The sequence below is a fragment of the Ruegeria sp. E8 genome (assembly GCF_056533985.1).
In genome coordinates, this window is record NZ_JBQFOY010000012.1 from 22,911 (window position 1) to 39,071 (window position 16,161).

Annotated in this window: 21 protein-coding genes; 12 read left to right on the forward strand and 9 right to left on the reverse strand. The window is 56.5% G+C overall.

Going from position 1 to position 16,161, the window contains the following annotated elements:
* Positions 1-2 precede the first annotated feature (2 nt).
* From ACR0LF_RS15290 to aat, 4 genes are all read left to right on the forward strand, one after another.
* Complete coding sequence (locus ACR0LF_RS15290; protein ID WP_480580917.1) at positions 3-539, forward strand: LuxR C-terminal-related transcriptional regulator; 537 nt, start codon at positions 3-5, stop codon at positions 537-539.
* A 151-nt stretch (positions 540-690) separates the two neighbouring features.
* Positions 691-1,191 carry an acetyl-CoA carboxylase biotin carboxyl carrier protein gene (gene accB / locus ACR0LF_RS15295; RefSeq protein ID WP_480580918.1) on the forward strand — a complete coding sequence of 167 codons (501 nt, stop codon included), beginning with the start codon at positions 691-693 and terminating at the stop codon, positions 1,189-1,191.
* A 9-nt stretch (positions 1,192-1,200) separates the two neighbouring features.
* The gene (accC, locus tag ACR0LF_RS15300) at positions 1,201-2,550 is read left to right on the forward strand and encodes an acetyl-CoA carboxylase biotin carboxylase subunit (protein ID WP_480580920.1); all 1,350 of its coding nucleotides are present in this window, start codon (positions 1,201-1,203) and stop codon (positions 2,548-2,550) included.
* Between the two features lie 48 nt (positions 2,551-2,598).
* On the forward strand, positions 2,599-3,231 hold the full coding sequence (gene aat, locus ACR0LF_RS15305; RefSeq protein WP_480580922.1) for a leucyl/phenylalanyl-tRNA--protein transferase: 633 nt from the start codon (positions 2,599-2,601) through the stop codon (positions 3,229-3,231).
* Here aat and ACR0LF_RS15310 read toward each other — a convergent pair.
* From ACR0LF_RS15310 to ACR0LF_RS15335, 6 genes are all read right to left on the reverse strand, one after another.
* Positions 3,186-3,554, reverse strand: a complete 369-nt coding sequence (locus tag ACR0LF_RS15310) for a DUF2155 domain-containing protein (protein WP_480580924.1) — start codon at positions 3,552-3,554, stop codon at positions 3,186-3,188. The genes aat and ACR0LF_RS15310 overlap by 46 nt on opposite strands.
* On the reverse strand, positions 3,551-4,003 hold the full coding sequence (gene mlaD / locus ACR0LF_RS15315) for an outer membrane lipid asymmetry maintenance protein MlaD (protein WP_480580926.1): 453 nt from the start codon (positions 4,001-4,003) through the stop codon (positions 3,551-3,553). The genes ACR0LF_RS15310 and mlaD overlap by 4 nt, the downstream gene beginning before the upstream one ends.
* A gap of 11 nt (positions 4,004-4,014) precedes the next feature.
* The gene (locus tag ACR0LF_RS15320) at positions 4,015-4,398 is read right to left on the reverse strand and encodes an NADH:ubiquinone oxidoreductase subunit NDUFA12 (protein ID WP_152457346.1); all 384 of its coding nucleotides are present in this window, start codon (positions 4,396-4,398) and stop codon (positions 4,015-4,017) included.
* Between the two features lie 79 nt (positions 4,399-4,477).
* On the reverse strand, positions 4,478-4,840 hold the full coding sequence (locus ACR0LF_RS15325; RefSeq protein ID WP_480580927.1) for a RidA family protein: 363 nt from the start codon (positions 4,838-4,840) through the stop codon (positions 4,478-4,480).
* Between the two features lie 156 nt (positions 4,841-4,996).
* A complete protein-coding gene (gene clpX, locus ACR0LF_RS15330; RefSeq protein WP_480580929.1) occupies positions 4,997-6,265 on the reverse strand; it encodes an ATP-dependent Clp protease ATP-binding subunit ClpX in 1,269 nt (422 codons plus the stop codon).
* A 132-nt stretch (positions 6,266-6,397) separates the two neighbouring features.
* Entirely contained in the window at positions 6,398-7,030 is a 633-nt protein-coding gene (locus tag ACR0LF_RS15335; RefSeq protein WP_170530866.1) for an ATP-dependent Clp protease proteolytic subunit, read from the reverse strand.
* Between the two features lie 369 nt (positions 7,031-7,399).
* On the opposite strand from ACR0LF_RS15335, the gene ACR0LF_RS15340 reads away from it, so the two are divergent.
* From ACR0LF_RS15340 to ACR0LF_RS15350, 3 genes are all read left to right on the forward strand, one after another.
* Positions 7,400-7,741 carry an ArsR/SmtB family transcription factor gene (locus ACR0LF_RS15340; RefSeq protein WP_480580931.1) on the forward strand — a complete coding sequence of 114 codons (342 nt, stop codon included), beginning with the start codon at positions 7,400-7,402 and terminating at the stop codon, positions 7,739-7,741.
* Positions 7,742-7,801: 60 nt separating this feature from the next.
* The gene (locus ACR0LF_RS15345) at positions 7,802-7,939 is read left to right on the forward strand and encodes an entericidin A/B family lipoprotein (RefSeq protein ID WP_480580933.1); all 138 of its coding nucleotides are present in this window, start codon (positions 7,802-7,804) and stop codon (positions 7,937-7,939) included.
* Positions 7,940-8,768: 829 nt separating this feature from the next.
* Positions 8,769-9,212 carry a type II toxin-antitoxin system Phd/YefM family antitoxin gene (locus ACR0LF_RS15350; protein WP_480580935.1) on the forward strand — a complete coding sequence of 148 codons (444 nt, stop codon included), beginning with the start codon at positions 8,769-8,771 and terminating at the stop codon, positions 9,210-9,212.
* 74 nt (positions 9,213-9,286) lie between these two features.
* On the opposite strand, the gene ACR0LF_RS15355 is transcribed toward ACR0LF_RS15350, so the two are convergent.
* Entirely contained in the window at positions 9,287-9,736 is a 450-nt protein-coding gene (locus tag ACR0LF_RS15355) for a hypothetical protein (protein WP_480580937.1), read from the reverse strand.
* A 216-nt stretch (positions 9,737-9,952) separates the two neighbouring features.
* Here ACR0LF_RS15355 and ACR0LF_RS15360 point away from each other — a divergent pair, with 216 nt between their 5' ends.
* On the forward strand, positions 9,953-10,717 hold the full coding sequence (locus tag ACR0LF_RS15360; protein WP_480856428.1) for a hypothetical protein: 765 nt from the start codon (positions 9,953-9,955) through the stop codon (positions 10,715-10,717).
* Positions 10,718-10,834: 117 nt separating this feature from the next.
* Here the strand turns inward: ACR0LF_RS15360 and ACR0LF_RS15365 are convergent, their stop codons facing one another.
* Positions 10,835-11,188, reverse strand: coding sequence for a hypothetical protein (locus ACR0LF_RS15365; protein ID WP_480580941.1), 354 nt, complete (start codon positions 11,186-11,188; stop codon positions 10,835-10,837).
* Positions 11,189-11,631: 443 nt separating this feature from the next.
* On the opposite strand from ACR0LF_RS15365, the gene ACR0LF_RS15370 reads away from it, so the two are divergent.
* Both ACR0LF_RS15370 and ACR0LF_RS15375 read left to right on the forward strand, forming a co-directional pair.
* Positions 11,632-12,210 (forward strand): hypothetical protein, encoded by a 579-nt coding sequence (locus ACR0LF_RS15370; RefSeq protein ID WP_480580943.1) that lies wholly within the window; start codon positions 11,632-11,634, stop codon positions 12,208-12,210.
* Positions 12,207-12,446 (forward strand): hypothetical protein, encoded by a 240-nt coding sequence (locus ACR0LF_RS15375; protein ID WP_480580945.1) that lies wholly within the window; start codon positions 12,207-12,209, stop codon positions 12,444-12,446. The genes ACR0LF_RS15370 and ACR0LF_RS15375 overlap by 4 nt, the downstream gene beginning before the upstream one ends.
* 168 nt (positions 12,447-12,614) lie before the next feature.
* On the opposite strand, the gene lepA is transcribed toward ACR0LF_RS15375, so the two are convergent.
* Positions 12,615-14,414: a translation elongation factor 4 gene (gene lepA / locus ACR0LF_RS15380; protein WP_480580947.1), complete on the reverse strand. Its 1,800-nt coding sequence runs from the start codon at positions 14,412-14,414 to the stop codon at positions 12,615-12,617.
* 118 nt (positions 14,415-14,532) lie between these two features.
* Here lepA and ACR0LF_RS15385 point away from each other — a divergent pair, with 118 nt between their 5' ends.
* On the forward strand, positions 14,533-15,657 hold the full coding sequence (locus ACR0LF_RS15385) for a hypothetical protein (protein WP_480580949.1): 1,125 nt from the start codon (positions 14,533-14,535) through the stop codon (positions 15,655-15,657).
* Positions 15,658-15,825: 168 nt separating this feature from the next.
* Entirely contained in the window at positions 15,826-16,134 is a 309-nt protein-coding gene (locus tag ACR0LF_RS15390; RefSeq protein WP_480580951.1) for a hypothetical protein, read from the forward strand.
* Positions 16,135-16,161 lie beyond the last annotated feature (27 nt).

A 16,161-nucleotide genomic window follows, 5' to 3' on the forward strand; every position in this document is an offset into this window, starting at 1 on the left:
GAATGAGTGACCCCGCCTTTGAATATGCGCCCATAGGGCTTGTTGAACTGGAAAACCGGATCATCCGGCGCTGCAATCTGCAATTCGCACGTACCTTCGGCGGAGAGGAAGCCGAGTACCGCAACATGCCCTTGCTGCACCTCTATCCATCAGTGGCCGATTGGGAGAGGATCGGGCAACGCAGCCTTCAGGTAATGCGTGACACGGGATACTACACCGATGAGCGCGTCATGCGCCGGCGCAATGGTGATCTGTTCTGGTGCCGCGCCCGTGGCAGATCCCTCACCCCTGATGACCCATTCCGCCATGGAATCTGGAGCTTTTCCGACATCTCGGAAGAACGCCCAATTGTCGAATTGACCGTTCGTGAACGCGAAGTCGCGATACTGTCCTGCCGCGGCCTGTCCGCCAAGGAAATCGGCGTCGAACTTGGGCTGAGTTACCGCACGATCGAAGCCTATCGCGCGCGCCTGCTTGAGAAATTCGGCGCACGCAAATTGCCCGAACTTGTCGCCAAACTGTCAGGGATGCCCCTCTGACCCGAGCAACCCTTTAAATTATGCAGGAATCCCGCCCACGATGGTGCGAGTCGGCGCTTTTCATGCACGGCTGCTTGGCCTATAACCCTGCGTAATTTGATCAGAGCCCGCAGAAAACAGACGGGCCAAAGGGGAACCGTCGAGGACACTCATGACAGATACCAAACACGAAGCGGATGTGGCGTTCATCAAGGCTCTGGCCGAATTGCTGCGCGAAAACGACCTGACCGAACTGGAAGTCATGCGCGAATATGGCGACGATGATAGCCTGAATGTCCGCGTCAGCCGGATGACACAGACTGCCGCCGCTCCGGTTCAGGTTGCGGTACCTGCTGCAGCACCGGCCCCTGTGGCTGCTCCGGCGGCTGCTCCGGCTGCGGCCGAAGCCCCTGCGGCGCAGGAAGACCCGGCCAGCCATCCTGGTGCTGTGACCTCGCCCATGGTTGGTACGGTTTACATGCAGCCCGAGCCCGGCGCGCCAGCATTCATTTCGGTGGGCGCATCGGTGTCCGAAGGCGACACGCTGCTGATCGTCGAAGCGATGAAAACCATGAACCACATCCACGCCCCCAAGTCGGGCGCGATCAAGCGCATTCTGGTCGGCGACGGCGACGCTGTGGAATTCGGCACCCCTCTGGTCATCATCGAGTAAGGCGGGCCCATGTTCGACAAGATCCTGATTGCCAACCGAGGCGAGATTGCCCTGCGCGTCATCCGCGCCGCGCGCGAGATGGGGATTAAGACGGTCGCCGTCCATTCCACCGCCGACAGCGACGCGATGCATGTACGTATGGCCGACGAATCGGTCTGCATCGGACCTCCGCCCAGCCCGCAAAGCTATCTGTCGGTGCCCGCGATCATCTCGGCCTGTGAAATCACCGGCGCCCAGGCGATCCACCCCGGCTACGGCTTCCTGTCCGAAAACGCGGAATTCGTGCAGATCGTCGAAGATCACGGCATCACCTTCATCGGCCCCACCGCCGAGCACATCCGTGTCATGGGCGACAAGATCACCGCCAAGGATACGATGAAGGAACTGGGCGTGCCTTGCGTGCCGGGGTCCGATGGCGGCGTTCCGACGCTGGAAGACGCCAAACGCATCGGTGAGGAATTCGGCTATCCTGTCATCATCAAGGCCACCGCTGGCGGCGGCGGGCGCGGCATGAAAGTCGCGCAGACCGCTGATGAGATGGAAAGCGCCTTCATGACCGCGCGTGCCGAGGGCAAAGCTGCCTTTGGCAATGACGAGGTCTATATCGAGAAATACCTGACCACGCCGCGCCATATCGAGATTCAGGTCTTTGGTGACGGCAAAGGTAAGGCGGTCCATCTGGGCGAACGCGATTGCTCGCTGCAGCGTCGTCACCAGAAAGTGTTTGAAGAGGCCCCCGGCCCCTGCATCACCCCTGAAGAACGCGCCAAGATCGGAAAGATTTGCGCCGACGCAGTCGCCAAGATCAACTATATCGGCGCGGGCACCATCGAGTTCCTTTATGAGAATGGTGAGTTCTATTTCATCGAAATGAACACCCGTCTTCAGGTGGAACACCCCGTCACCGAAGGCATCTTCGGCGTCGATCTGGTCCGCGAACAAATCCTGGTCGCCGCTGGAGAGGACATGTCGTTTGGTCAGGACGATCTGGAGATCAACGGCCACGCCATTGAGGTTCGGATCAACGCCGAAAAGCTACCCAACTTCTCGCCCTGCCCCGGCAAGATTACCGCGTATCACGCGCCGGGTGGTCTGGGCGTGCGGATGGATTCAGCCCTCTATGACGGCTACTCGATCCCGCCCTACTACGACTCTCTGATCGCCAAGCTGATCGTTCAGGGTCGCGACCGGGCCGAAGCACTGGCGCGTCTTGAGCGCGCTCTGGGAGAGTTGATTGTCGACGGTATCGACACCACGGTTCCACTGTTCCACGCCCTGCTGCAGGAACCTGATCTGCACAGCGGCGAATACAACATCCACTGGCTGGAGCGTTGGCTTGCGGAGCATATGGAACAATAACCCTGTAGGATCGGAGGGCACGTGCCCTCCGGTTCACTCGTACCCGACATGAGCTTGTCCCCCGAACTTCTGCTGCATGGGTATTCCATCGGCATCTTTCCGATGGCCGAACATCGCGATGATCCCGAACTATTCTGGGTCGACCCAAAGTTTCGCGGGATTTTTCCACTGGACGGGTTCCACATCTCACGCAGCCTTTCACGACGAATTCGAAATTGCGGTTTCGAAATTTCGATCGATCAGGATTTTTCTGGTGTCGTCGATGGTTGCGCTGACCGGGCCGACACATGGATCAATGCCGAACTGCACGACCTCTATCGTCAGCTACACCGAACAGGCCATGCGCATTCGCTGGAGGTTTGGGACAACACCACACTTGTGGGTGGCGTCTACGGCGTGACCCTAGGGGCCGCCTTCTTTGGTGAAAGCATGTTTTCACGACGCACAGACGCCTCGAAAATCGCCCTTGCCTACCTTGTGGACCGCCTGCGGCAAACCGGGTTTCACCTGTTTGACACGCAGTTCCTGACCGCGCATCTGGCCTCGTTGGGTGCCATCGAAATCCCGCGCAGCGCTTACAAGAAAGAGCTGGAAGAGGCCCTGAATCTCAGCGCCGATTTCACGGCGCCACTCAATCAATCCGCAGCGGGCGTGATACAGCGAATGACCCAAACGTCATAACGCGCGTGATCCAAAGCGTTCAGAGCGGGTGACGTCGCGATCATCCAGCCATCAAACAACTGATCTGCCTTGCCGGTCTCCCAGATGGTCAGATAGGCAAACGCATCGCCGGTCGGGTTGTCTACAGGATAGCGGCAATCACCCAGGGCGACATCCAGTCCAAAAACAGCTTCGGTCTGGCCGGTCCGCATTTCGACGTCGACGGTCTGACCACTGACTTTATCCAGCCCACGCAGCATTGCACCGGGGCCGGATTGAACCTTCTGCTGCGCGGCTGCACCGCTGCCTGTCAACAACAGGGCAATCAAAGCAGCGCGCATCATTCGCCGCCATCCCCAGCCACGAATTTGACTAGAAGCGAGATCAGGCTGACCGCGCCCTGCGTATCCTCAATCTCGTCACCCGGATCGAAGAAAAACGGTGATCCGCCGGGCATAACCTCGACAAAATTGCCCCCCAACAACCCTTCCGAAGAAATCACAACAGCGCTGTCGTCCGGCACCAGAATCCCGTCGGCAATTGTAAAAGTCGTGTCCGCGCGGTAGGTATCGGGGTTTAGACTGACACCCGTCACGGTTCCGATCTTGACACCGGCAAGGCGCACATCCGTGCCGACACCCACACCTTCCAGCGACCTGAAAGACGCGCCCAACTCGTAACCAGCGGCACCTTGCGACAAGCCGGTCGATTGGCTGGCGTAAACGCCAAATGCCAGGGCACCGGCCAATACGACGCCGCCGACAAGAACTTCGGTCCAGTTATGGGTCGACATTTTCGCCTCGTTTATTCCGGGCTCCAGGCCTCATAGTCCTTGCGCTCAACCGGCTCTGCGCGACGCAGCGATCCGGCAGGAGCATAGGCCAGCGCAGTGCCGGTCAGGTTTTCCTGATGTGGTTTTTCCCAGGATTTATGCGGCAGCGGTTTATCCGTCGGGGGTTCATCCCAGGTACGATGCAACCAGCCATGCCATTCCGGATCAACCCGGCTGGCTTCGGCCTCGCCATTGAAAATCACCCAACGCTTGCTGTCATCGGCGTTGCGATAGAACACGTTGCCTTCATTGTCTTCGCCCACTTTCACGCCTTTGCGCGCAGTGTAGATCTGAGTATTCAAAGTCGACCCGTTCCACCAGGTCACGGCTCGCAAAAGACTGTTCAGGATTCCCATCGGGTGCCTCCGGCATTTCGTCGACGAAAGGTATGGACCAAAGGCTCGCCAAGGTCCAGTGCCCCATAACCCGCCTGCGTCACTCAGGCAAAAAGGCGGTCACTTCGATCTCGATCCTGAACTTCGGATCGATCAAACCGCATTCGATCATTGTCGCCGCCGGTGGGTTGGCTCCAAAGGTCTCGGCCAGGATCGGCCAGCACGGTTCGAATTCGCTGCGATCCTGTAACATGTAGGTGACCCGAACCACGTCCTCAAATCCTGCGCCCGTGTCTTTCAAAGCCTTTTCGATGACGGCAAGCGCCGACCGGCATTGCTCGACCACACCTTCACCCTGTCCGACTGTGCCGGCCACGTGAACCCAGCCGCCCGCGACAACTGCGCGGCAGTACCCTACTTTTGCCTCGAACTCACTTCCCGTGGAAATGCGTTGAATCGCCATGATCCGTCACCTTTGATGTTTGAAAACTAAAAAGCCTCAACGCCTGAATGAAAATGCGTCCGTGGCGCGAACGAAAGATCCCCAGTTTATCTGGCTAAAAACACCTCGGGGGAGGCGCCCGAAGGGCGACGGGGGCAGAGCCCCCCTTAACCGATCTTACCCAGCCGACACCGATTCCGGAGCAGCGTCTGCATAGATGAACAGCGGCTGCGACTCCGAGGTCACCGCTTCTTCGTTCACCACAACTTCGCTGACATTCTTCATACCCGGCAATTCGAACATGGTATCCAGCAGAATATCTTCCAGGATCGACCGCAGACCCCGTGCACCGGTTTTGCGCTCGATGGCCTTCTTGGAAATCGCTTTCAGAGCATCATCCGTGAAGTCGAGTTCCACATCTTCCAGTTCGAACAAGCGCTGATACTGCTTGACCAAAGCGTTCTTGGGTTTGGTCAGGATGGTAACCAGCGCATCTTCGTCCAGATCCTCCAGCGTCGCCAGAACCGGCAAACGGCCGACGAATTCCGGGATCAGACCAAATTTAAGCAGGTCTTCGGGCTCCAGATCTTTGAATATCTCGCCCACACCGCGATCATCATTGTCGCGCACATCAGCCCCAAAGCCCATGGCCGAGCCCTTGCCACGCTGCGCAATGATCTTGTCCAGCCCCGCAAAGGCCCCACCGCAGATGAACAGGATATTGGTGGTATCCACCTGCAGGAACTCCTGCTGCGGATGCTTGCGCCCGCCTTGCGGCGGAACACTTGCCACAGTCCCTTCCATCAGCTTCAACAGAGCCTGCTGTACGCCCTCACCCGACACATCGCGTGTGATCGAGGGGTTTTCGGACTTGCGGGTAATCTTGTCGACCTCGTCGATGTAAACGATGCCGCGTTGCGCGCGTTCGACGTTGTACTCGCTGGCCTGCAACAGCTTGAGGATGATGTTTTCCACATCTTCACCCACGTAACCGGCTTCGGTCAGCGTGGTGGCATCTGCCATGGTAAACGGAACGTCCAGAATACGCGCCAGCGTCTGTGCCAGAAGCGTCTTGCCGCAGCCGGTGGGTCCGATCAACAGGATATTCGACTTTGCCAGCTCGATATCGCTGCCCGCTTTCTGCGCATGGTTCAGACGCTTGTAGTGGTTGTGAACCGCAACCGACAAAACACGCTTTGCGGTGGCTTGACCGATCACGTAATCGTCCAGAACCTCGCAGATGTCTTTGGGTGTTGGGACACCGTCAGACGACTTCAGCCCGCTGGCCTTGGTCTCTTCACGGATGATGTCCATGCACAGCTCAACACATTCATCACAGATGAAAACGGTCGGGCCCGCGATCAGCTTACGAACTTCATGCTGGCTTTTGCCGCAGAAGCTGCAGTAGAGCGTGTTTTTCCCGTCGCCGCCTGAATTCGTCGCCATGATCTACCTTTCGGGCTTCGTCCCTGCCCCCAGTTTCCGGGAGCGCTTACACCTGTTTGTGCAGCTTAGGCCAGCACTCTGGCGGCTACAATCTCAAAATGACCCCCGCGCCGGTGGCGCGGGGACTTGGCCTCAGGCCTCTTCCGTGTCCATTTTCGCACGGTTTTCAACGATTTCGTCGATGTGACCCCAGTCTTTCGCTTCTTCCGGGCTCATGAAATTGTCGCGATCCAGTGCCTTTTCAACCGCCTTTTTCGTTTGCCCGGTATGGCGCACATAGATGTCATACAGGCGATCTTTCAGCTTTTGCGTCTCGGCCGCGTGAATCATGATGTCGCTGGCCTGGCCTTGGTATCCGCCGCTGGGCTGATGCACCATGATACGGCTGTTGGGCAGCGAAAAGCGCATTCCTTTTTCACCACCGGCCAGCAGAACGGATCCCATCGAAGCCGCCTGACCGATCACCAACGTCGAACATTTCGGCTTGATGTACTGCATTGTGTCGTAAATCGACAAACCACTGGTCACCACGCCGCCGGGCGAATTGATGTAGATCGAGATTTCCTTGTTCGGGTTTTCCGCCTCGAGGTGCAGCAATTGTGCCACAACAAGGTGGCTCATCCCGTCATGAATCGGGCCGTTGATGAAGATGATCCGCTCTTTCAGCAGGCGGGAGAAAATATCATAAGCGCGCTCGCCCCGGCTGGTCTGCTCAACGACCATGGGAACAAGCGTATTCATGTAGGTATCTACGGGATCGAACATTCGTAACCTGCCTGTTTTGCTATGGATCGGGACAATATCCCAACAAGTGTTACCTGAGTCTTAGTGTCGGCTACGAGAGGCTGCAAGGGGGGGCGAGTGAGAACGCTGACTGAATGTGGATCGGGCTCAAACCGAAGTTGGATTCCAGTATTGTTTCCGGGCAGGATCAAGCGACGAGTTCTTAACGCGGTCCGCTGACACTTCGCTTACGGGGAAAATCAACAATGGTTCCCCTTTCGTTTATCACGGTATTTTGATTCATGCATATAGTAATAAATGTACGAAACATGTACTGAAGGAGTTCGCACTCACAGCACTTCTCGCTATGGAAACAACACCCGGCCAACGGGTTCGCAAGGAATACAATCGATGGCCCTTCCCCAGCTGTCTCAAGACATGTCACAAGAAGATTTCGACCGCATGGTCAATAACGCAACGCGCGCGTCCAATTTCCTCAAGGCAATAAGCCATGAAGGCCGATTGATGATCTTGTGCCACCTTGTGTCCGGCGAAAAATCCGTCACGGAATTGGAAGAGCTTTTATCCGCAAGACAAGCCGCTGTTTCACAACAGCTTTCCCGCTTACGGCTGGAAGGGCTGGTCACGCCCCGCAGGGAAGGCAAAGCCATCTACTACCGTCTTGCTGACGACCGTCCGCGCCGCATGCTCGAAGTCGTCTACGAGTTGTTCTGCGGAAATGACGCGGCCTGACACTGGTTCGGTCAGCGGAATGATGCTACCGAAATGTGATCGAGCATCAAGGAGACGAACATGATCCGCGTAATTCTGATTGGCCTGAGCCTGTTTGCACTGACCGCCTGTGAAACCGCGAAAGGTGCCGGCAAGGATATCGAAAAGGCCGGGGACGCCATCCAGAGTGCCGCTACGGATGTGCAGGAAAGCCTGTAAGCCCCCTATCTTGCGGCAATCGCAGAGCACAGCGCAAGATATGGTTGCGAAAGCCATCAGAACAAGGTAATCTTTGCCCTACAGGTGCATAGACGCGGCATTGCATCATCTGACGCTAAATCGGGGCTCTTTTGCACACGCAGAAGAGCCCCGTTCCCTTTCGGCAGGGGTGAGTGGTAGCCTGTATGAAACCGAAATCCGGCAAAGGAAAAGGCGTCAGGTGCGCAGACGCGGTCTTTGCATGCATCCTTTCGGACACTCCTGACGCCTTACCGGGTCGACGCGGCCCGAAGACCACCCCGATCCAGTTGCCCCAGCCCCCTAAGAGACTGCAGCTGCCGCTCAGCACCCGAAGGGACATCGCAGCGTGCATCGGCCTTCTGAGAAGGTGGCCATCCGACCTGAGCAAGACACTCACGCTCGGCTGATCACCCACCGGTAAGCCATTGCAGTTCAACGCAAATCCTAAGATCTGTTCTCTCTGCCAAGACCCCCGGGCCTTTGCGTTCCACCTTAAGTTCCGAAGAACCTGTGCGGTGATCAGACTGTTGCATTGCGCCCCGTTTCGGACAAGAAAATAGCACTGCAGCATGAAAATTAGCCGGGGATAACCTGTTAGTATCTGGCGGGAAATCTTTGTGGATAATCCGAGAAAATTCGAATCCACGTATGTTTGAACCGGGAAATGTACAGACCTTGGTCAAACGCCCATTTTTTGCCCGATGCTGCAGGAGCAAAGGTCACCGCACGGTCCTTTTGACGAATATTGCGGGGTTTGTACCACCCTCAGCCCCCTGATCTTTCGAATCGTACACACGGAGATTCGCCGATGCGCTGCACTATTTCCTACGCCCGCGCCCATCTGGGCACGCTGGTCACCCGCGCTCAGGACCCGCGCGAGGTGATCATTCTGACCCGTCACGGTAAACCGCTGGCCGCCCTCGTCTCGATCACCGAGGCGAACCGGATCTGGAATTTGCAGGATGATGACGAGATCGGATGGAAACATCCGTTGTCGGGCATTCGCGGGATGTGGTCGAGGGGACGCAACATCCCCGGAATGGAACCTGGGCCGGACGGTAATTATGTCACCGCGCGCGAGGCCGCGCTGAAGGTCCGCGAGATCCAGATGACCCGTGCCGAGGAACGCCGCATTCTTGCGCGGGGTGGTCTGGATCCTGTCGCAGGCGGTGAACTGGCCGCCCGGCCCGTCTCCTCCCTGTGGAGACGCTGGTTCCGTTTGCTGAGAAGCGGTCCGACCCGATCGGGGTAACCTACTAAACTCTGCCGCAGTCTTGGATCAACGGCAGTCCGTACCCCCTACATTCCGACCGGGCCGGACACGCTTCAGTTCACCTGACGTTCCAGAACAGTGCTGTAGGTCGTTCCGTTCCGCAGGCTACGGAAATCGGCATAGATCTTGCCGTCCTCATACCGCGCATCGATCAACGCATTGGCGCCGATCACCAGCGGTGAGGTTTCAACGATGCCGATAGAGCCCGAGCCATCAAGGCTGATGGTTCCGGTGGCCTCGTATTCATTCCATTCGGTATCGCCATCGCGGCGCCACTTGCTGGGACCCCAAAAGACGTTGTCTTCCTGAATCTGCACATCCAGCATCCATTCGGCCTGATTGAACCGGGGCTCATCGCCTTTGTAGTAATGGCTGGGCTGAACGGTCGTGTAAGACCCCAGCCAAGTACCGCGCAGGTCAGGCGTGGTATCGGCCAGCGCGGCCGTTCCAAGGGTGAGGGTCGTGGCCAAAGCGGCTGCTCCGGCAGTCATGTATCTGGTCATGGGCTCTCTCCTTCTGTCTGGTTAACAGATTGGGAGGGCGCGTAGCGGATGCAACTTACCTAAAGTAAACTTCACGAACCGTTCAGGTTCAACCGCGCGACCCAACCGGCGCAAACCGGCGGATCGCCTTTTTCCTTCCCACACCTGTCTAGTCGAAATAGAAAAGGGGAAGCGAAACCCTGTTCCAACCGACAGAGATAAAGCCAGCAGACACGAATGCGCTTTCCCAAGAGAAAACATCGAGCATTCAAAAGTGCCGTCCGGCGTTTCCGAAGCGAGTTTTCACAGTTTGTGCTGGAACAAAGCGGATACGAGGTTCTTTGCGGACCGATGAAAGGCTTTCGCTTTACCGAGAAAGCGTTCTGGGGTGGGCATTCTGACACCGCCACGAAAATCTTCGGCCTCTATGAACAGCAAAATCTGGGGATTCTAAGCAACTCGGACAAAACCGTTCTGGTGGATATCGGCGCAGGGGACGGCTTTTGGGGCGTGGGCCTCGTGTCCACCGGCAAATTCGAGAAAAGCGGGTGCTTTGAGGTTTCGGCCAAAGGCCGCGAGGTCATCCGAGAGACGGCGGAGCATAACGGTGTTGGCGACCGCGTGGCCGTTTTTGGCGACGCGCTTGAAAACACCGTCGAGAATATCGCGACCGTTGCCCCAGATCCCCGTGACATTTTCTTTCTGATCGACATCGAAGGCGTGGAATTCAGCCTGCTGACTGAAGATTTTCTGACGCAGTATCGCCAATCGGAATTCCTGATCGAACTGCACCCACAGATGGTAGAGAACGGCCCCGCCAAGCTGAAAGCCATCGAGGATTTTTGCCAGCAATATTTTCACGTTACCCATGTGGACGGCAGTGTCCGCGATACCTCTGAGATGGATGAAATCCTCAAACTGGGGGACGATTTCAAATGGCCTATCCTGTCGGAAGGGCGCGGTTTTCCGATGCAGTGGCTGCATCTGGTGCCGCGCGGCTAAGGGCGGTCTTCAACGGGTGACCGACAAAACAATCAGCCACTTACGGCCCACGGGCGCGAGGGGCGTTCTGGAATTCGTCCAGTGGACGGGTTCCGCCGAAAAGGGGCGTAGACCAGTTCAGACGAAAGAGGCGATCAGCAGCACCAGCCCGATCAGGCCGAGCAACCCGTGAGACATCAGCTTGAGGGCTTTCATATTCTTCTTCTTGATGCCCCGCGCGTAGTGGGTTTGCGCGAAATCCCTATCGATATCGTCCCGCAGGCTTTCCAGATCGTCCAGGGCCGAACCACCTGCCACAACGCCATAGATGGTGACGGCGATGACCAGGATGGCCTGTGCCAGAGCGTAACCGTCAGACGCAAAGCTGATGATGGCGGCGATGCCCACGAAGCTGAACAGCGTTGTCCGCATGATGACGTGATATTCCTGAAACCGGTTGATGGCATATTGCGCCCGAAGTTGCGGGTCCATGACAATTCCCCCTGTTTATCAATTGATTGGAATGGGGGGAGTGTATCACCGTTTGTGGTGTTTCCGAAATTCGAGCATCCACCCACAACCGTAGGGCGGGCTGAAGGCTACCCTACAGTCGATCAGCAAAGATGGGGGCCGCGACCGACCGAGGGGGTCAGCGGCGTCTCGGGATTCGTCCAGTGGACGAATTCAGCCGCGAACGGGCGGAGCCCCGGGGCGCAAACGCGCCGCCCGTTTTGCCGGAGGCAAACCTACGGTTTGACGGGGGTCGATCAGCACGGCCCGGCGGTGCCGCCGGGCGAGTAACCACCTGATAGAAAGAAACGCCTCCATAGTGTTAACTGGTTTCCATCGGATAGAAAAAAACGTGAGCAAAACCTATTCACTTCTCGCCCAAAGTGTTTAGAGTTTTCGCAGTACAATCTTAAAAAGATTTTTGAATGGACTACGCATACTACTACGCTTTGAACAATGAAGCTCGCAAACGCACCGTCGAAAGCATCAACAAGAGGTTGTTGCGCAGCGGAGGTATCAAACACTGGGACAAGTTGACGCTGTGTTCAATCGTTGGTGATGAAGTAGGCGATGCATTTAAATTTGCCGCTGAGGAATGGCCAAAGCACTACGGCAACGAGACTCACAGCGGATTCCCAGAAAGCTGGGAGAGCCTTTATTTTCGGTATCGCCCCGGAAAAGACCTTTTCGAACTAGCGATTTGGCAAGAAGTCGAAGATGTGCAGGTATTAGTGGCGCTCGCGCTGGGCAATCCGTCTCACGCAAGAACCCACCTCACCGTTAAGTGGGTTGAAAGGTTTTTCGGGCATAACTACCTAGCAGGGAGAGCGTTGTGGCCGATTTTGACTTGCGCAGAGGAGTATGCAAAACTTCTTGGAGCGGAAAGGGTTCTCATCAAAGACCCTGTTGACTCGAATAAATACGAAAGATACGGGTACGCGCCATATTGCCACCCTAATGTTGCTTATGGTGGTGATTACTATGGAAAGGAACTGAACCAATGACGGATCAAGTTATCGAGAAAGCGCACGTGGTGTCGGATGATGTCATGGCCAGCATTCTTGCGGCTATGGCTCGCATTGAACGCGTCCCTTCTTCTGCCACACTAATTGACAGTATTCCTGACGAAGAATGGCACTCAGAGGAAGTGTCTGAGTGGAACATTGTTGCTGGCTCAACAGATGTTGACGAAGCCGATGCGGCAGACGACTTCGACGCGGAGATTCCCGCAGTCGCGTGAATTCTTGCGCGCCAATAAATCGGGCGCCGCAATCTCATCATCAAACGACCAAAAGGCGAGCATCAATGCCTCGCCTTTTTTGATTTCTATCGGCAGAAATTTTTTTAAATAACATGCAGTTGGCTACGCCAACCGCTTTCGCCCACCCGCCTCAAAAATGAACAGCTTTTAGCTGTCCATTTTCAATGCAGAGATGAATGCCTCCTGCGGGATATCCACCTTCCCGAATTGGCGCATCTTCTTCTTACCCGCCTTCTGCTTGTCCAGCAGCTTGCGTTTCCGCGTGGCGTCGCCTCCGTAGCATTTCGCGGTCACGTCCTTGCGCAGGGCGCTCAGGGTCTCGCGGGCGATGACCTTGCCTCCGATGGCGGCCTGGATCGGGATTTTGAACATGTGGCGCGGGATCAGGTCCTTGAGCTTTTCGCACATCGCGCGGCCCCGCATCTCGGCCCGGTCGCGGTGAACCATGGTCGACAGCGCGTCGACCGGCTCGTCATTCACCAGCACCGACATCTTGACCAGATTGTCCTCGGTATAACCGGTCATCTGGTAGTCGAACGAGGCATAGCCCTTGGTCACCGATTTCAGGCGGTCGTAGAAGTCAAAGACAACCTCGTTCAGCGGCAGGTCATAGACGACCATGGCTCGGCTGCCTGCATAGGTCAGGTCCAGCTGGATGCCGCGGCGGTCCTGGCAGAGTTTCAACACGTCGCCGAGGAATTCATCCGGCACCAGAATAGTCGCCTTGATGCGCGGCTCCTCGATATGGTCAACCTTGGACGGGTCGGGCATGTCGGCGGGGTTGTGCAGCTCGATCATCTCGCCGTCTTTCATGTAGACGTGATAGATCACCGACGGCGCGGTGGTGATGAGCTCGATGTCATATTCGCGTTCGATGCGGTCGCGGATGACCTCAAGGTGCAGCAGGCCCAGGAAGCCGCAGCGGAAGCCAAAGCCAAGGGCTGCCGAGGTTTCCATTTCAAAGCTGAAAGAGGCGTCGTTGAGGGCCAGCTTGTCGATCGCATCGCGCAGGTCTTCGAATTCGGCTGAGTCCACGGGGAAGAGACCACAGAACACCACCGGCTGCGCGGGCTTGAAGCCCGGCAGGGCCTCTTCCGTACCGTTGCGGTCATTGGTGATGGTGTCACCGACGCGGGTGTCGCGGACCTGTTTGATCGAAGCCGTCAGAAAACCGATCTCGCCGGGACCGAGGCTGTCAACCATCTCCATCTCGGGGCGGAAGACGCCGACACGGTCGACATGGTGCAGGGTGTTGTTCGACATGAACTTGACCCGCATTCCCTTTTTCAGCGTGCCGTCCATGATGCGGACCAGGACGATGACACCGAGATAGGCGTCGTACCACGAATCCACCAGCATCGCCTTGAGCGGCGCGTCCAGAGTGCCCTGCGGCGCGGGCAGATGGGTGACGATGGATTCCAGCGTCTCATGGATGCCCTGCCCGGTTTTGGCGGAGACCTGAATGGCGTCGGTCGCGTCGATGCCGATCACATCCTCGATCTGTTCAGCCACGCGGTCACAATCGGAGGCAGGCAGGTCGATCTTGTTCAGCACCGGCACGATCTCATGATCGGCGTCGATGGCTTGGTACACATTCGCCAGCGTCTGCGCCTCGACCCCCTGGGTCGAGTCCACAACCAGCAGAGAACCTTCGACCGCGCGCATCGAGCGGCTGACTTCATAGGCAAAGTCCACGTGGCCGGGGGTGTCGATCAGGTTCAGCACGTATGCCTCGCCATTGTCGGCGGTATAGTCGATGCGAACCGTGTTGGCCTTGATGGTGATGCCGCGTTCCCGCTCGATATCCATGCTGTCGAGCAGCTGTTCCTTCATGTCGCGATCCTTGACGGTTCCGGTCTCTTGAATGAGCCGGTCAGCAAGGGTGGATTTGCCATGGTCGATATGCGCGACGATGGAGAAATTGCGGATATGAGCGAGGTCTGTCATGGGTTGGGGATATGTAGAGGAATCGTGGTTTGGTCAATAGAAACGAGACAGAGTTTCGGTACCTTGTTTGATAAGCATTAGTAGGGCAGTCGGGAACGGTCACTTATTAGAGGTGTGCATGGTCGATCTGACAAATCCGGATAAGGTCCAAGAGTGGGTCAACAAACTTGAGGTCAAAACTGGGTTATCATTCGTTGCTCGCATGATGCTTAGAGAGCTGCCTTGTGTGTTTTCGCTTCGAGACCAATATGTTGACGGTTGTGATCTGAGACAACTTTTCTTGATTTGCCTAAGATCAAATATTGTTTGCGGAGTTGAGAGCGTGTTGCAAATACCAAAGACAAGCACCGAATTCGCAACAGCCTCCTTTGATCATGTCAACCATGCATGGGGTGGTATATCCATCGCCACCAAACTATCGGGCGATTTACAATCGGCAGCCTTTGACGCAACCAAAGTTACACAGCGCGCGCTTAGGATTTCTAGTTACAGCCACGCGGACTCAAAAACAGCCTTGGCCGGGGCACTCGGTGCCATTCACGAATTTTATTTCGACACATCCGCTCTCGCTGCGGATATTGATACCCTCACAGCAACACATACTGATTCAAAGCAACTATTTGCGACAGAGCTTTGGGATTGCAAAGCGCCAGCACAGGAAGATCAACGAATACAAGAATTTTTAGAAGGAAGCATGGGAACACCATGGGAGTTTTGGGCTGATTGGTATGAGGGAATGCTGAAGGGTGAACCGTTGGACTGGGAGTTACAGCGGCGGGTTGCTTTGATTGGCAATAGTGTTTGGAACGTAGGCCCAGAAGCCGTTGCCGAAAAAATCGAACAAATTCAGGCTCGGTGGGAAGTCGAGAAAGCCTTATCGGACACTAAAGACAGCCTGACGGTTCGAGGATCTGCGCGTCACGGTATCGGAGGCAACAATCCTCCTGAGAGCATTGAAGACGAACTCTTGCCTGAGTCCGTAACCTTCATCTGGGAAGCCACCGAAGAACTCTCGACGGCTATGGAAGAGGAAAACCCTGGTCGCGAGTGGGTGGAAGCAATTCTGGCTAAGTTGAAAGCTGGCTTTCTAGCACTCGCCAAATGGCTTGGACGAAAAGTCGATCTTGCCGTGGATACGGCCATTGTAACAGCTATCAAACAAGGCGTGCGGTTGGCGGGCGGTTACTATGCGCTCGACAAGCTGATCAAAGCCATCGAAGACTGGCTGCCGCACTTACACTGACCGGTGCCGGGCTGAAGCCCGGCCTACGGGGGGAATGTATCGTTTCCGGCTCGTGTATTCACTTTTTCGCAACGTATGATTGATCCGCGCGCCCGTTTGATTCATACTCCAGCGCAGACTGAGAGGGGCGCAAGACCCCTCCGGGCAGGCAAAAAACGAGGCTCGAGTATGAAACAGTTCCTCTTAATCGCATTTTGTGCGGCATCGCTGACAGCGGTGGCTCCGGTCGTGGACGCGGCTCAGATCAAGCGGGCGTGTCTGGCGTCAGATCGGTCCGCCGCAACGCGGGATCGGTGCAGTTGCATTCAGCGTGTGGCCAATCAGGCGCTTACCCGCAGCGATCAGAAGACCGTGGCCAAGTGGTTTACCGACCCCCATCAGGCGCAGGAGTTGAAGATGTCGCAGACCGCGCGCGATGATGCGCTGTGGGATCGGTATCAGAACTTTGGCCAGATGGCGCAGGCGATCTGCAGCTAAGCCATTCAGAACGCTTGACCTGATCCA

What these genes read in the sequence shown, in the direction of transcription:
- ACR0LF_RS15290 (WP_480580917.1), top strand. Translation starts at nt 3, where the DNA reads ATGAGTGACCCCGCCTTTGAATATGCGCCCATAGGGCTTGTTGAACTG.
- accB (WP_480580918.1), top strand. Translation starts at nt 691, where the DNA reads ATGACAGATACCAAACACGAAGCGGATGTGGCGTTCATCAAGGCTCTG.
- accC (WP_480580920.1), top strand. Translation starts at nt 1,201, where the DNA reads ATGTTCGACAAGATCCTGATTGCCAACCGAGGCGAGATTGCCCTGCGC.
- aat (WP_480580922.1), top strand. Translation starts at nt 2,599, where the DNA reads ATGAGCTTGTCCCCCGAACTTCTGCTGCATGGGTATTCCATCGGCATC.
- ACR0LF_RS15310 (WP_480580924.1), bottom strand. Translation starts at nt 3,554, where the DNA reads ATGATGCGCGCTGCTTTGATTGCCCTGTTGTTGACAGGCAGCGGTGCA.
- mlaD (WP_480580926.1), bottom strand. Translation starts at nt 4,003, where the DNA reads ATGTCGACCCATAACTGGACCGAAGTTCTTGTCGGCGGCGTCGTATTG.
- ACR0LF_RS15320 (WP_152457346.1), bottom strand. Translation starts at nt 4,398, where the DNA reads ATGGGAATCCTGAACAGTCTTTTGCGAGCCGTGACCTGGTGGAACGGG.
- ACR0LF_RS15325 (WP_480580927.1), bottom strand. Translation starts at nt 4,840, where the DNA reads ATGGCGATTCAACGCATTTCCACGGGAAGTGAGTTCGAGGCAAAAGTA.
- clpX (WP_480580929.1), bottom strand. Translation starts at nt 6,265, where the DNA reads ATGGCGACGAATTCAGGCGGCGACGGGAAAAACACGCTCTACTGCAGC.
- ACR0LF_RS15335 (WP_170530866.1), bottom strand. Translation starts at nt 7,030, where the DNA reads ATGTTCGATCCCGTAGATACCTACATGAATACGCTTGTTCCCATGGTC.
- ACR0LF_RS15340 (WP_480580931.1), top strand. Translation starts at nt 7,400, where the DNA reads ATGGCCCTTCCCCAGCTGTCTCAAGACATGTCACAAGAAGATTTCGAC.
- ACR0LF_RS15345 (WP_480580933.1), top strand. Translation starts at nt 7,802, where the DNA reads ATGATCCGCGTAATTCTGATTGGCCTGAGCCTGTTTGCACTGACCGCC.
- ACR0LF_RS15350 (WP_480580935.1), top strand. Translation starts at nt 8,769, where the DNA reads ATGCGCTGCACTATTTCCTACGCCCGCGCCCATCTGGGCACGCTGGTC.
- ACR0LF_RS15355 (WP_480580937.1), bottom strand. Translation starts at nt 9,736, where the DNA reads ATGACCAGATACATGACTGCCGGAGCAGCCGCTTTGGCCACGACCCTC.
- ACR0LF_RS15360 (WP_480856428.1), top strand. Translation starts at nt 9,953, where the DNA reads ATGCGCTTTCCCAAGAGAAAACATCGAGCATTCAAAAGTGCCGTCCGG.
- ACR0LF_RS15365 (WP_480580941.1), bottom strand. Translation starts at nt 11,188, where the DNA reads ATGGACCCGCAACTTCGGGCGCAATATGCCATCAACCGGTTTCAGGAA.
- ACR0LF_RS15370 (WP_480580943.1), top strand. Translation starts at nt 11,632, where the DNA reads ATGGACTACGCATACTACTACGCTTTGAACAATGAAGCTCGCAAACGC.
- ACR0LF_RS15375 (WP_480580945.1), top strand. Translation starts at nt 12,207, where the DNA reads ATGACGGATCAAGTTATCGAGAAAGCGCACGTGGTGTCGGATGATGTC.
- lepA (WP_480580947.1), bottom strand. Translation starts at nt 14,414, where the DNA reads ATGACAGACCTCGCTCATATCCGCAATTTCTCCATCGTCGCGCATATC.
- ACR0LF_RS15385 (WP_480580949.1), top strand. Translation starts at nt 14,533, where the DNA reads ATGGTCGATCTGACAAATCCGGATAAGGTCCAAGAGTGGGTCAACAAA.
- ACR0LF_RS15390 (WP_480580951.1), top strand. Translation starts at nt 15,826, where the DNA reads ATGAAACAGTTCCTCTTAATCGCATTTTGTGCGGCATCGCTGACAGCG.